The following is a 13812-nucleotide window of genomic DNA, read 5'->3' on the forward strand; positions in this document are numbered from 1 at the left end:
TTCATGTGAGTCCTCCTTGGTTGTAATTAGGGGTCAAGCCCTCAATGCCTTGACACCCCCGAATCATACCAAGGGGACTTTTCTATTTCAATAGGGCTCCACTAAACAAACAGGAATGCTCCCGATGGATCAGCGTGAGCCTTGAGACCCTGACGAAGCGAAGCGTAGGAAGCGGCTCAAGCCACGCCCATGGGAAAGCGTCCGCCTGGAATGTCGGTCAACGGTGCCCGCCCCTCATACTATTTCACTAGCAATATACGCGAGAACAAAAAAACTGCCACAAGAAATCGAATGAACGACTTCTTGGACAGCCTTTAGTTGCATTAGCCTTGTAGATGTTCTGGAGTACGTACAACCAGTACATCACACTTCGCAGAACGAACGATATTCTCAGAAACACTTCCGATTAAGAAACGTTCTACACGGTTTAACCCTGTAGCACCACAGATGATTAAATCTGCATGAAGCTTCTTCGCGATATCACGTGGAATCAACGTCTTAGGAGAACCATATTCTACGTGAATCTCCACATTCGCTACACCTGCTTCAACCGCTTCTTTACGGTAATCAGTTAACAATTCTTCAGCGTATTTCTGTGCACGTTCTGCGATGGAACGATCGTACGCTTCAACCGCCGCGTAAGAACGCGTATCAATGATATTGATCAAGTGAAGAGTTGCATCGTTACGATCTGCAATTGCGATCGCTTTCTTGAAAGCCCATTTTGCCTCATCTGAACCATCCACGGCTACGATGATGTCTTTGTAAGTAAGTGCCATTTTATCACTCCATCCTTAAAAATAAAATCTTTCTACAGTATTCTTATTCTCCATAGTTTATGAGAGTCCTTCTTTTTTGTCGAAATATTTTATTAAAATTTAGAAAATGAAGTTTATATGGAAAACGTTGAAAAAAAGAGGTAAAATCATCTATTTTCTGATAAGATTAAATAGTTATTAATCGACAAAGAGATCAGAAAATAGGAAATTTAAAGAAATTACAATTCTAGGAGGATTTTGCATGCGTATAGGTGTTCCGAAAGAGATTAAAAATAATGAAAACCGAGTGGCAATAGCCCCTGCAAGTGTTCTAACTTTACTAACAGCTGGTCATGAAGTAGTAATCGAAAAAGGTGCTGGAATCGGCTCAAGTTTCCAAGATGAAGAGTATAAAGAAGCGGGCGCGACAATTGTCGACACAGCGGCTGAAGCGTGGGAAGCGGATATGGTACTGAAAGTTAAAGAACCCGCAGAATCCGAATATCAGTATTTCCGTGAAGGATTAATTCTATTTACGTATCTTCATTTAGCACCCGAGTTAAAACTAACACAAGCATTACTCGACAAAAAAGTAACAGCAATAGCTTATGAAACAGTTCAATTACCTAGTGGTGGGTTGCCTCTACTAGCACCAATGAGTGAAGTGGCAGGCCGGATGGCAACGCAAATCGGTGCACAGTATTTGGAAAAGACAAAAGGCGGCAAAGGGATTTTGCTTGCTGGAGTACCAGGTGTATCGCGTGGGAAAATCACGATCATTGGTGGCGGACAAGCAGGTACGAATGCTGCGCGTGTTGCAATCGGGATTGGTGCGCATGTAACGATCTTGGATTTGTCGGTTGAGCGTGTACGTCAGCTGGATGAAATCTTCGGAGAGCATATTCAAACATTGGTATCCAATCCATTTAACATCGCTAAAGCAGTAAAAGACGCAGACTTGGTAATCGGTTGTGTTCTGATTCCAGGTGCAAAAGCGCCAACTCTCGTAACAGAAGAAATGGTGAAATCCATGAGCCCAGGCTCTGTAGTGATTGATATCGCTATTGATCAAGGTGGAATTTTTGAAACATCTGACCGTGTCACTACGCACGATGAGCCAACATACACAAAACATGGTGTCATTCATTATGCAGTAGCGAACATGCCAGGTGCAGTTCCACAAACATCTACTATGGCACTGACAAACGTCACGATCCCTTATGCTCTTCAAATAGCTAACAAAGGTGTCAAAAAGGCATGTGCAGACAACGAAGCGCTGCGCAAAGGGATCAACACACTAGCTGGGCACATTACGTACCAGGCAGTAGCAGAAGCACAAGAACTGGAATACGTGAATGTTGAAGATGTACTAGAAACTATTTAAACGATTGAAAAAAGGCCACTACATAATGTAGCAACCTAATACTGAAGACAACTCCCTGAATGGGAATCTGTCTTCAGTTTTTTCTTTTCTCTTTTTACTCCCCGACAACTAGCAAATCCTTAGGGAACTTCGTTAACACTTCGACGCCATCGTTTGTCACATACAAATCATCTTCAATCCGTACGCCTGTGATGGTTGGATCATAAATACCCGGTTCAATTGTAAATACCATGCCTTCCTGAAGTGGCATATCATTCGTACCCGTTAAAGAAGGGAACTCATGAACAGAAATACCAAGACCATGGCCAATCCGATGCGGGAATAACTCACCATAACCCGCTTCTTCAATAATGGATCGAGCGGCAAGATCGACCTCTCTAGCCAATGTACCCGGACGTACTACGTCAATCGCTGCTTGCTGTGCTTTCTTGACCGTCTCATAAATCTTACGCTTCTCCTCTGTAGGCTCGCCAAATGCAATCGTACGCGTGATGTCAGAGCAGTATCCTTTATACACAACGCCTAAGTCAAATAAGATGAAATCACCTTTTTCAATTCTTTTCTCGCCTGGAATACCATGCGGAGAAGCAGTTTTCGTGCCCGAAACGATAATTGTATCAAATGACATCTTCTCTGCACCTTTTTGTTTCACGGCTTGCTCTACAGCTTGGACTATTTCCAGCTCGGTTTTACCTTCCGCGATTTCATTGCAACCTACTTCTATCGCATAATCTGCCAATTCAGCTGCTTTACGTAAGTGTTGAAGTTCCACTTCATCTTTGATTAGACGATTATTGGCTAGTTCATCATCTAACTTGGCAAACTGTAGAGTTGGAAAACGCTCTTGCAAAATTTCGTAACGATCAACCGTTACATGTTCTTTTTCGATTGCGAGTAACGAGAATGTGGAGATTCGTTCATTGATGGCTTGCTCTAAAAATTCGAACGCATTATCCGTATCCTTATAGCCGATAGCGTCATACTGCCAACCGATTGCTTTTACATCCGGAACTTCCATCGCAGGACAAAGTACAAATGGATCCGCTTCTTTAAAAACGACTACACCTAGTAAGCGTTCATGAGGATCGCTACGGAAATCAGTCAGATAAAATATATTATCCGGGTTCGTTATGAGTGCTGCTTCAATATCATGTTTCTCTAAGAAATTTTGTACTTTTTGAATGTTCGTCAAAATAAAACCTCCTCTGTAATGGTTAGTATAACAAAAAAGAGGGTTTTAAGCTGTTTTGTAGAAGGTATAGATAGAGTAGTTCATTAGAAAGAGGAGTGTGATCGTTGTGAAAATCTCATACCATGGTCATTCGATCGTAAAAATTGAGACAAAAGGAAAGACGATTTTAATCGATCCTTTCATTACACGTAATAAATTAACGGATCTACAAGCGGATGATGAAAAGCCTGACGTGATTTTATTGACACACGGACATAATGACCATGTAGGCGACACGCTGGATATTGCCAAAAGAGAAGATATCTTAGTCGTGGCCCCGAATGAGTTGGCCGTATACCTTGGATTCCAAGGATTGAATACGCATGGAATGAACATCGGCGGAGCAAAAGAGTTTGATTTCGGTACTGTGAAATATACACAGGCATTCCATAGCTCTTCCTATACAACGGAAGACAATGAAATTATTTATACAGGTATGCCTGCTGGTTTACTGTTGACGATAGAAGATCAAGTCATCTATCATGCAGGAGATACTTCACTGTTTAGTGATATGAAACTGTATGGGGAAGAAGGAATTGATGTGGCATTCTTACCTATTGGCGATAATTTCACAATGGGTCCTAAAGATGCTGCAAAAGCAGTCGAATTGCTGAAACCGAAGCTAACCGTTCCGGTCCACTTCAATACATTCCCGCCAATTGAAGTAGACCCTGAAGATTTCAAATCACTCGTCAAGAATCATGAAGTGAAAATAATGGAACCCGGGGATTTCATCGAACTGTAAAACATAAAAAATAATTACGGTCTAAGGCGCATTGTTCGTGTCTTAGACCGTTTTTTGGATGAATTTATGGTATGATTATCAAAAAGCCGAAACCTTACATCAGGTCGAAGAAAAAGGTGAAATCATGTCAACTAAACACGAGCAGATTTTGCGTTATATCGAAAGCTTGGCAGTGGGAGAAAAGATCTCCGTTCGCCAAGTTGCGAAAGTATTAGAAGTCAGTGATGGAACCGCTTACCGTGCAATAAAAGAAGCGGAAAACCAAAAACTGGTCAATACAATTGAACGTGTAGGTACAATCCGAATTGAAAAAAAGAAAAAAGAAAACATTGAACGTCTAACATTTGCAGAAGTCATCAACATCGTAGACGGTGTTGTGCTGGGTGGCCGTGATGGATTACATAAAACATTAACGAAATTTGTAGTAGGAGCCATGCAGCTCGAGGATATGATTCGCTATATCGATGCGGGCAGTCTGTTGATTGTAGGAAACCGTTTGAAAGCGCATGAAATTGCGATTAAAGCAGGGGCAGCTGTCCTTGTAACGGGGGGCTTCGATGCGACGGATGAAGTGAAGCAACTGGCAGATGAAATGAATTTGCCGGTTATTTCCACAAGTTATGATACGTTCACAGTTGCGACTATGCTGAACCGAGCGATTTATGATCAGTTGATTGAAAAAGAGATTTTGTTAGTGGAGGATATTTTGACACCACTTGCCAGTACGGTGACATTATCGCCTGAGGATTCAGTCGATCAATTTTACGAAGTGAATCACCAAACATCGCACTCAGCCTACCCTGTTGTAAAATCCGATGGAACATTAGTCGGGATTATTACTTCGCGCGATGTCGTCAGCAACCCAGACGAAGAAACGATTGGGAAAGTGATGACACCTGAACCGATTACTGTAAATGGGAAAATGAGTGTTGCGTCAGCAGGACACAGTATGATTTGGGAAGGTATTGATTTAATGCCTGTCGTGAATGATGCTGGCGTTCTTGAAGGAATCATCAGTCGTCAAGATGTCTTGAAGGCATTGCAAATGACACAACGTCAACCGCAACAAGGGGAAACAATTGACGACATCGTCAAGAATCAAATGAAAGCCATTGCCAATTCGCCTGAAAAAATAGAGTTTTCCGTTGTGCCGCAGATGACCAATCAATTTGGTTCATTATCTTACGGAGCGATGCTGACGATCTTGACAGAAGCAGGCAGTCGTACGATTAAGCTTCAAAAACGTGGCGAAAGCGTGCCCGAGAATGTGACTATTTATTTCATCAAACAAGTTCAGCTGGGCGCAACGGTAACAGTAGAGCCGAAAATTATTCATTCAAGTCGCCGATTCATCAAACTGGAAATCGAATTAACATCAAACGATGGTATTGTAGCGAAGGCTATGGGGACTTTCCAGCTCTTTGAGAAATAAAAAAACTGATGTCAATTGACATCAGCTTTGTTTAGATTACGTTCTTCCGCAACAAACTGCTTATAATGTTTCTGGGCGTTAAAGTTAAATATGGCAACATATCCGCCGAATAAAATGAATATAGCTGACACGATATAGGTTAGGGTGCCATCAAAAATGAGCAATTGATTGATTCCGAAGAAGATCAATAGGGCGCCAAGTGCTGTGCCTGCCAAACTTGCATACATCTTTTTACGGATGGGAAACATATGGTTCGTGCGGAATTGGCGTGTTTTGAAAACGAAATAGAATACGCCGCTAGCGACGATACCAAAAACAAAAATAAAATTAACCATTTCCATCAAAAAAAGCCTCCATTACATACAAAATAACCTTCTACCTACGCGTTAAGGTTCATTATATATTGTAGCGGCTTTTAATGGGAAATGCGAATACTTGTACAGAAACCTGGGGGAATATAGATGAAACGACAAATCATTGACACAATTGAGAAATACGAAAAAATTATCATTCATCGTCACGTCCGACCTGATCCAGATGCATACGGGTCACAAATGGGGTTGAAAGCACTTATTGAAAAGAACTATCCGCAAAAGCAAGTACTCGCAGCCGGAATGCATGATGAGCTATTGAGTTATTTAGGTGAACCGAATACCGTGACAGAATCAGACTACGAAGGTGCGCTTGTCATCGTTACGGATACGGCGAACACGGGTCGGATTGATGGATCATCTTATGACAAAGGTGCATGGTTATTGAAAATCGATCATCACCCGAACGAAGACCCATACGGCGATGAGCGTTGGGTGAATACAGAAGCAAGTTCTTGTTCAGAAATGATTTATACACTATATGAAGAAGGGCAAGCATCATACGGATGGGAAATCTCCCCGGAAGCGGCACGCTTTTTATTCGCAGGAATTGTTGGGGATACAGGCCGTTTTATGTTCCCGAGCACAACTGAAAAGACTTTTGAAGTAGCTAGCTCGTTAATCAAGCAACCTTTTGATCGAACGAAATTGTTCGCGGGCATGTATGAGATGGACCGTAAAATCTTGCATTTGCAAGGATATATCTACCAAAACTTTACGATTGATGAAAATGGCGCGGCTTATATTAAATTAACTCAAGAAATCTTGAAGCAGTTCGATGTAACTGTATCGGAGACGTCTCAGCTAGTTGGATCACTTGGAGAAGTGAAAGGAATTTGCGCGTGGATCATCTTTATTGAAGAACAGAACCAAATCCGTGTCCGCATACGTTCGAAAGGTCCTGTTATCAATACATTAGCAATGCAGCACAATGGTGGCGGTCATCCATTAGCCTCAGGCGCTTCCGCATATTCATGGACAGAAGTAGACGAAATCATCGTTAAACTGCAAGAACTTTGCAGAAACTATTAAGCAGAGCTGAGGGATTGAAATGAACCTGATGTATCCGCAAATTATAACCGGCGCAGATCTATTGCGTGGAATCGTAAAGTTAGATGAACTGGCTCCTCTTTTGCAAAAAAGAGGGGCTTCTTCTGCTGCTATCGTAAATAGCAAATTATACGGTGTTCGATCGTTTAGTAAAATGTTAACTAAATACGGCATCCGACCGATAATTGGCTTATCCGTTATGTTAGAAGTCGAAGATCATGAAGTGCTTGTATACATATATGCACAAAACGAAATAGGTTTTTCCAATCTAATGAAAATGAGCAGCGCTATTTCGACACGTCAAGAAGAAAACTTACCGCTGAATTGGCTCCAAGCCTATAGGGAAGGATGCATCATCATCTGTGCGATGACCGACTCATCATGGGCGAACGCGCGTAATCTACACGTACTGCAGAACCTGACGGAGAACGTTTCTAGCGCGTCAACATTTATTGGAATTAGCCGACCGGGTGGAGGAGCACATACTGATGAAGAAGCGATCATTCAGTTGAGTGAAGAAAGTCAGTTGTCAATAGCTGCTTGTCACGAAACACGCTTTCTACATAAAGAAGATTTTCCAGCTTATGAAGTCGCAACAGCCATTCGTAAAGGCTATAAATTAAATGATTCAAAAAAACCGCCTAATCGTTATCGACAAGCATTTTTGCCTGAACAACAAGAACTTTCTAATTGGTTCCAAGAGTATCCAGAATGGTTACAGACAACGGAACACATTATGAATTCCTGTGATGTAGCGATCCAGAAAGAAGATTTTTTACTTCCAAAGTTTCCTGTGGTAGAAGGCACACTACCCATTGATTTGCTGGAAGAACATTGTCGGGTAGGATTGCAACAACGTTTTCAGACACTATCTTCAGAATATGAAGAACGACTGCGTTATGAATTAATGATTATCGAACAAATGGGCTTTACAGATTATTTCCTAATTGTAGAAGACTATGTACGTTACGCAAAAACGGAAGGAATTTTGGTAGGTCCGGGACGTGGATCGTCAGCTGGCTCTTTAGTTGCATTTGCACTTGGTATCACAGAAGTAGATCCTATTAAATACGGATTGTTATTCGAACGCTTCTTGAATCCGGAACGAGTGACCATGCCCGATATAGATATCGATTTCGCAGATCATCGCAGAACGGAAGTCGTAAATTATGTGGCGGATACGTACGGCAAACAATATGTCGCACAGATTATCACTTTCGGTACACTTTCAACGAAAGCCGTTGCACGAAATGTGGCCAGAGTATTGGATTTTACACCTGAAGAAGTTCGTTTCATGTCCAATGAATTGAATAGTGGACAATCGTTTAAAGAGACGATCAGGCAGTCCAAGAAATTACGTGACTGGATTCAAGTGGAGCCACGAAGAGAAATGTGGCAACAAGCAGCAGAACGTTTAGAAGATTTACCGAGAAATGCATCCACTCATGCTGCTGGTGTTGTTCTTGCCGCGAAACCACTTGTTCATTACGTTCCACTGCAAATGGGATCTGACGAAGTGTTCCTGACGCAATGGGCGATGAAGGACGTAGAAGAAGTCGGTTTACTGAAAATGGACTTCCTTGGGTTGCGGAACTTAACTCTACTCGATAGAATCCGTGCCATGATTCAATATAATAAAAAGCAGGTTATTGACTTCGAACAGATACCACTCCATGATCAAGCGACATATACACTATTTAAAGCAGGGGATACAACAGGCATCTTCCAGTTTGAATCACCTGGCATGCGTCGCGCCTTGCGAACGATACAGCCAGATAACTTTAAAGATATATACTCAGTCAACGCCTTGTATCGTCCGGGTCCTATGGAGTTTATACCACTTTATAGCCGTCGGAAAAATGGACACGAACCGACTGTATATGACATACCCGAGCTCGAACCGATTCTAGCTGAAACATACGGCATTATTATTTATCAAGAACAAATCATGAAAATCGCTGTGGATATTGCAGGTTTCACCATGGCGGAAGCTGATCTTCTGAGACGCGCAATCAGTAAGAAGAATCAGCAAGTATTGGAAGAAGAAAGACAGCACTTTACTGCGGGAGCGCGTAAAAAAGGATTTGATCAAGTGAAGGCAAACAACGTCTATAATTTGATCGTTAAATTCGCGGATTACGGATTTCCCAAAAGCCATGCGGTGGCTTATTCATTGATTTCCTATCGGCTGGCATTTTTCAAAGCAAATGAACCGACGTATTTTTATGCAGCATTTTTATCTTCTTTAACTGGAAGTAAAGATAAAATGACAGAAGTAATTCGTGAAATGAAAGCAAAAGGTATTCCGATACTACCTCCGTCTGTCACGAAAAGCCGCTATTCACATACAGTCGAAGGACATGCGGTTCGTCTTGGCTTAGGCGCTATAAAAGGAGTCACGTTCGCTTTTTACCAGCAATTAGCTACAGCGCGTGAAAAGGGGAGCTGGTCTTCCATGTTTGACATGGCGATCTCGCTTGGAGCTGATCATTTCACAGAAAAAGCTATAATTCCATTAATTAAAGCTGGTGCTCTTGACGATTTTAAGCAGAAGCGTTCAGTGCTCCTCGCTTCAATAGATGCTGCACATTCCCATGCGCTCTTCATAGGAGATGATGCATTAAGCGATCAGTTTCAATTTAATTCGCAACCGAAATATACACCGGGCGGCACAATGGATCAGATGACTAAGCTCGGTTTTGAACATGATACATTAGGATTTTATTTGTCTGAGCATCCTGTTGAACAATTGAAGCGAAATACATCCAGTCAAATAGCGACCATTTCTTCTCTATTTTCTTTACAGCAAGGAACCAAAGTGCAGTGTATGGGAATTATTTTGTCGATCAGGCGGATTCGTACCAAGAAAGGTGAAGCGATGGCATTTCTTACGTTACAAGACGAGACTGATGAAATTTCTTGTACTATATTTCCGAAACAATACACACAGATTAGCGTCCACTTAAAAGAGGGAGCATTTGTACAAATTTCAGGAAGCATTGATTTCCGAAATCAATCCGTTCAACTTATAGTAGAACAAGTATTGCCGCTCAATCTTTCGGGAGAATAAAAAACGTTTAGAAAATACTAGTACAGTCCACTATGGTCAATCATGACGCAATCCACGTCACGATTGACCATACTTCGACTTTTTAGTAAGCGAGCGTTCAGTCGGTAAGAAAAATGACGAAATAAAAACACTTGTAATTTCACGAAATTGCTTTACGTGGTGCCGACTTTTTTGTATGCTTGTATGCAGGGTGGTCAGACCACTCTGTTGAAGGTATGAAAAAGGAGTTCTCCTCATGCAAAATTCACAATCATCATCCAAGCGTTTTTTGGATATTATCGGAGAACTGCAATCACTGATTAGCGAACAAAAAATCGAATATGGCGATAGGTTACCATCTGAACGTCACCTAGCAGAGAAGCTACAAGTAAGTAGAACAGCAGTACGCGAGGCGTTAAGAAGTATGGAATTGCTAGGCCTCATTGAGACGAGGCGAGGTGAAGGGACGTTCCTATCCGATTTCAAAAAACATCAATTAGTGGAAGTTCTCTCGACGTTTATTATGCAGCAAGCACGGTCAATCCAAGATGTAGTTGAAACTAGGATGATCCATGAGCGGGCCGCTATTACAACGGTCACAGAAAATGAAGAACTGCGCATGCTGCCTGTTTGGGTAGGTATGCAAAGTAAGTTGAGAGAAGGAGAATCCGTGTTTTTGCGTGAAGATATGGTGCGCGAAACCATTGTCGCTACTGAAAATCGACTCTCCTTGAAAATTTGGTTTTTACTGAAACAGTATAGCGGTGTTTCTTTTGATATAGCTATTGAGGCTGATGAGGAAATAGCTATAGTGCATGAACTGCTGGATGAAATGATGGCAGGTAATAAGGAAAAAGCCTTAATTTGTTATGAAAAATGGATGAATCAAGTTGAGGGAGAAAGAAGGGAAATAGAATGAGTATCAAAGAATTATTCAAAAAGAAACCAAAAGTTGACCAACATACAATGCCTTCTGCCAAGAGTAAAGCAGATGTGCCAGAAGGAATTATGACGAAATGTCCGGAGTGCAAGCACGTGATTTTGACAAAAGACTTGTTGAAGAATGGTAAAGTTTGCCCTTCCTGCCAGCATCATTATAAGATGACGGCACAAGAACGGATCGATCACTTATTTGATGAGGGTAGCTTTGAATCAATGGACGATCATTTGAAAACAGAGAATCCGCTAGATTTCCCTTCTTACACAGAAAAAGTAGAAGCCGATGCAAAAGCAACAGGTTTAAATGAAGCTGTGCTAACGGGTGTCGGAAAAATTCAAGGTACACAAGTAGCTGTTGCGGTCATGGATGCACATTTCCGTATGGGATCAATGGGATCGGTTGTTGGCGAAAAAATCACTAGAGCTGTAGAGAAAGCTACTGAATTAGGGATTCCAATGATGATCTTTTCCGCAAGTGGCGGCGCCCGTATGCAAGAAGGCGTAATCAGTTTGATGCAGATGGCTAAAGTAAGTGTTGCGCTTGAAAGACATGCAAATAAAGGTTTATTGTATATTTCCATCATGACGTACCCAACAACAGGTGGCGTATCTGCGAGTTTTGCCTCAGTTGGTGATATTAACTTAGCCGAGCCAAAAGCTTTGATCGGATTTGCAGGGCGTCGGGTAATTGAACAAACCGTACGTGAAAAACTGCCTGAAGATTTCCAGACAGCCGAGTTCTTATTGAGTCACGGACAATTAGACGCAGTAGTCCATCGTAATGATATGCCAGAAGAAATGAGTAAAATCTTGAAGCTTCACGCACGAAAGGGGGCTGTACTTGTATGAGTAAGACACTTGCATTTGAAGAACCTATCGTAAAACTACGTGAAAAAATTAATGAACTAGAAGAGTATACTGCAGTTAATGACGTAGATCTTTCCTCTGAAATCGTCAATTTGAAAAATCGTCTAGCTAAATTGGAAACAGATATCTATGAAAGTATGGAGCCTTGGGATCGCGTACAAGTTGCCCGACACCCTGAAAGACCGACGACAATGGATTATATTACTCGTTTGTTCGAAGATTTTATCGAATTTCATGGAGATCGCAACTTTGGAGATGATGAAGCCATAATCGGTGGAATCGCTTCATTTGAAGAAATGCCTATAACCATCATTGGACATCAGCGTGGAAAAGACACCAAAGAAAATGTTAAAAGAAACTTTGGTATGCCACATCCTGAAGGATATCGCAAAGCGCTTCGCCTAATGAAGCAAGCAGAAAAATTCCATCGTCCTATTATTTGTTTCATCGATACAAAAGGTGCATATCCTGGTAAAGCGGCAGAAGAACGTGGGCAGAGTGAAGCAATTGCACGTAACTTAGTTGAAATGGCTGGTTTGAAAGTCCCTGTAATCTCCATCGTTATTGGAGAGGGAGGTAGTGGAGGTGCGCTTGCTCTAGGTGTAGCAAACCATATCCATATGCTCGAAAACTCCACGTACTCTGTTATTTCACCTGAAGGTGCAGCGTCTATTTTGTGGAAAGATCCTTCACTTGCTAAACAAGCGGCGGAAGCGATGAAAATCACTGCACCCGATTTGAAAGAGATGAATATTATTGATGAGATCATTCCCGAAGTACTTGGCGGAGCACATCGTGATGCAAACAAACAGTCTTTAGAAATCCGTTCTACGCTACGAAGATCATTGAAGACATTATGCGAATTGACAGCAGATGAATTGATAGATAATCGATACAATAAATTCCGGAATATTGGCGTCTTTTCGGAATAAAAGATGCGGGCAACCGCATCTTTTGCTCGTACATACAAGTCATGATTAAAGGATGGGATCGACATGAAAAAAATTGCGGTCTTAACGAGTGGTGGCGACGCGCCAGGAATGAATGCGGCAATTCGTTCCGTGGTCAGGAAAGCCCTTTTTGAAGGAGTAGAAGTTTCCGGGGTGTTCAATGGCTATCAAGGGTTGATTGACGGTAAAATCGAACAATTTCAACTGGGTTCAGTCGGAGATATCATTCAGCGTGGCGGAACGATATTGCGATCTGCAAGATGTCCGGAGTTCATGACGGAAGAAGGTCGTGCCAAAGCGTTGGAGCAAATCAAGCTTCACGCGATAGAAGGATTAGTTGTCATTGGTGGAGATGGGTCATTCAAGGGAGCCAATGAACTCGTTAAATTGGGTGTTCCTTGCGCGTGTGTACCTGCTACAATTGATAACGATATTACCGGTACAGAATTCACGATCGGGTTTGATACGGCATTGAATACTGTAGTCGAAGCAATCGATAAAATCCGAGACACTGCCACATCGCATGAACGTTCTTTTATTATTGAAGTAATGGGCCGTGACGCAGGTGATTTAGCATTATGGGCAGGTCTTGGTGGAGGGGCAGAATCGATTATCCTACCTGAGAAGCCATTTGACGTACACTCGATTGTTAATCGCCTCAAGAACAGTACAGATCGCGGTAAAAAACACAGTATTATCGTACTAGCTGAAGGTATGATGTCCGCTACTCAACTGGCAGAAATCTTGAAAAAAGAAGCGGGCGTCGAAACTCGTGTATCCATTTTAGGACATATACAACGTGGTGGCTCGCCATCGGCACGTGATCGAGTAATAGCCAGTCAATACGGCGCAAGAGCTGTTGAAATATTATTGTCAGGAAAGAAAAGTTCTGCTGTTGGTATGAGAAATCATAAAGTGGTAGACTATAATTTAGAAGAAGTCTTTATTAAACGAGAAAAGTTGGACTTGTCATTAGTGGATTTGGCAGAAACATTATCTATCTAATTAGTCAGAGTCGACATGACGCAGAGGAGCG

12 protein-coding genes are annotated in these 13812 nt (G+C 41.9%); 9 read left to right on the forward strand and 3 right to left on the reverse strand.

Features of this window, described 5'->3' with window-relative positions; all coding sequences use genetic code 11:
- Positions 1-323 precede the first annotated feature (323 nt).
- Positions 324-779, reverse strand: a complete 456-nt coding sequence (locus tag CSV73_RS04855) for a universal stress protein (protein ID WP_085131221.1) — start codon at positions 777-779, stop codon at positions 324-326.
- Positions 780-1020: 241 nt separating this feature from the next.
- Here CSV73_RS04855 and ald point away from each other — a divergent pair, with 241 nt between their 5' ends.
- Positions 1021-2142: an alanine dehydrogenase gene (gene ald / locus CSV73_RS04860; protein ID WP_099626776.1), complete on the forward strand. Its 1122-nt coding sequence runs from the start codon at positions 1021-1023 to the stop codon at positions 2140-2142.
- 94 nt (positions 2143-2236) lie between these two features.
- Here ald and CSV73_RS04865 read toward each other — a convergent pair whose 3' ends face one another.
- Complete coding sequence (locus CSV73_RS04865; RefSeq protein ID WP_099626777.1) at positions 2237-3334, reverse strand: M24 family metallopeptidase; 1098 nt, start codon at positions 3332-3334, stop codon at positions 2237-2239.
- 106 nt (positions 3335-3440) lie between these two features.
- On the opposite strand from CSV73_RS04865, the gene CSV73_RS04870 reads away from it, so the two are divergent.
- A complete protein-coding gene (locus CSV73_RS04870) occupies positions 3441-4118 on the forward strand; it encodes a metal-dependent hydrolase (protein WP_099626778.1) in 678 nt (225 codons plus the stop codon).
- A 124-nt stretch (positions 4119-4242) separates the two neighbouring features.
- Positions 4243-5550 carry a DRTGG domain-containing protein gene (locus CSV73_RS04875; protein ID WP_085133541.1) on the forward strand — a complete coding sequence of 436 codons (1308 nt, stop codon included), beginning with the start codon at positions 4243-4245 and terminating at the stop codon, positions 5548-5550.
- 11 nt (positions 5551-5561) lie between these two features.
- Here the strand turns inward: CSV73_RS04875 and CSV73_RS04880 are convergent, their stop codons facing one another.
- Complete coding sequence (locus tag CSV73_RS04880) at positions 5562-5891, reverse strand: YtpI family protein (protein ID WP_099626779.1); 330 nt, start codon at positions 5889-5891, stop codon at positions 5562-5564.
- A 120-nt stretch (positions 5892-6011) separates the two neighbouring features.
- Between CSV73_RS04880 and CSV73_RS04885 the strand changes: the two genes are divergently transcribed.
- From CSV73_RS04885 to pfkA, 6 genes are all read left to right on the forward strand, one after another.
- On the forward strand, positions 6012-6953 hold the full coding sequence (locus CSV73_RS04885) for a DHH family phosphoesterase (protein ID WP_099626780.1): 942 nt from the start codon (positions 6012-6014) through the stop codon (positions 6951-6953).
- A gap of 19 nt (positions 6954-6972) precedes the next feature.
- Positions 6973-10041 (forward strand): DNA polymerase III subunit alpha, encoded by a 3069-nt coding sequence (locus tag CSV73_RS04890; protein WP_099626781.1) that lies wholly within the window; start codon positions 6973-6975, stop codon positions 10039-10041.
- Between the two features lie 235 nt (positions 10042-10276).
- The gene (locus CSV73_RS04895) at positions 10277-10939 is read left to right on the forward strand and encodes a FadR/GntR family transcriptional regulator (RefSeq protein ID WP_085131214.1); all 663 of its coding nucleotides are present in this window, start codon (positions 10277-10279) and stop codon (positions 10937-10939) included.
- Positions 10936-11808: an acetyl-CoA carboxylase, carboxyltransferase subunit beta gene (accD, locus tag CSV73_RS04900; RefSeq protein WP_085131213.1), complete on the forward strand. Its 873-nt coding sequence runs from the start codon at positions 10936-10938 to the stop codon at positions 11806-11808. Before CSV73_RS04895 ends, accD begins: the two co-directional genes overlap by 4 nt.
- Positions 11805-12758 (forward strand): acetyl-CoA carboxylase carboxyl transferase subunit alpha, encoded by a 954-nt coding sequence (accA, locus tag CSV73_RS04905; RefSeq protein WP_085131212.1) that lies wholly within the window; start codon positions 11805-11807, stop codon positions 12756-12758. The genes accD and accA overlap by 4 nt, the downstream gene beginning before the upstream one ends.
- A gap of 63 nt (positions 12759-12821) precedes the next feature.
- On the forward strand, positions 12822-13781 hold the full coding sequence (gene pfkA, locus CSV73_RS04910) for a 6-phosphofructokinase (RefSeq protein ID WP_085131211.1): 960 nt from the start codon (positions 12822-12824) through the stop codon (positions 13779-13781).
- Positions 13782-13812 lie beyond the last annotated feature (31 nt).

The organism is Sporosarcina sp. P1 (assembly GCF_002743155.1).
Lineage (GTDB): Bacteria > Bacillota > Bacilli > Bacillales_A > Planococcaceae > Sporosarcina > Sporosarcina ureae_B.

Excerpts from the sequence above, each read along its gene's own strand:
- CSV73_RS04855 (WP_085131221.1), bottom strand. The coding sequence starts at position 779 with ATGGCACTTACTTACAAAGACATCATCGTAGCCGTGGATGGTTCAGAT.
- ald (WP_099626776.1), top strand. The coding sequence starts at position 1,021 with ATGCGTATAGGTGTTCCGAAAGAGATTAAAAATAATGAAAACCGAGTG.
- CSV73_RS04875 (WP_085133541.1), top strand. The coding sequence starts at position 4,243 with ATGTCAACTAAACACGAGCAGATTTTGCGTTATATCGAAAGCTTGGCA.
- CSV73_RS04880 (WP_099626779.1), bottom strand. The coding sequence starts at position 5,891 with ATGGAAATGGTTAATTTTATTTTTGTTTTTGGTATCGTCGCTAGCGGC.
- CSV73_RS04885 (WP_099626780.1), top strand. The coding sequence starts at position 6,012 with ATGAAACGACAAATCATTGACACAATTGAGAAATACGAAAAAATTATC.
- CSV73_RS04890 (WP_099626781.1), top strand. The coding sequence starts at position 6,973 with ATGAACCTGATGTATCCGCAAATTATAACCGGCGCAGATCTATTGCGT.
- CSV73_RS04895 (WP_085131214.1), top strand. The coding sequence starts at position 10,277 with ATGCAAAATTCACAATCATCATCCAAGCGTTTTTTGGATATTATCGGA.
- accD (WP_085131213.1), top strand. The coding sequence starts at position 10,936 with ATGAGTATCAAAGAATTATTCAAAAAGAAACCAAAAGTTGACCAACAT.
- accA (WP_085131212.1), top strand. The coding sequence starts at position 11,805 with ATGAGTAAGACACTTGCATTTGAAGAACCTATCGTAAAACTACGTGAA.
- pfkA (WP_085131211.1), top strand. The coding sequence starts at position 12,822 with ATGAAAAAAATTGCGGTCTTAACGAGTGGTGGCGACGCGCCAGGAATG.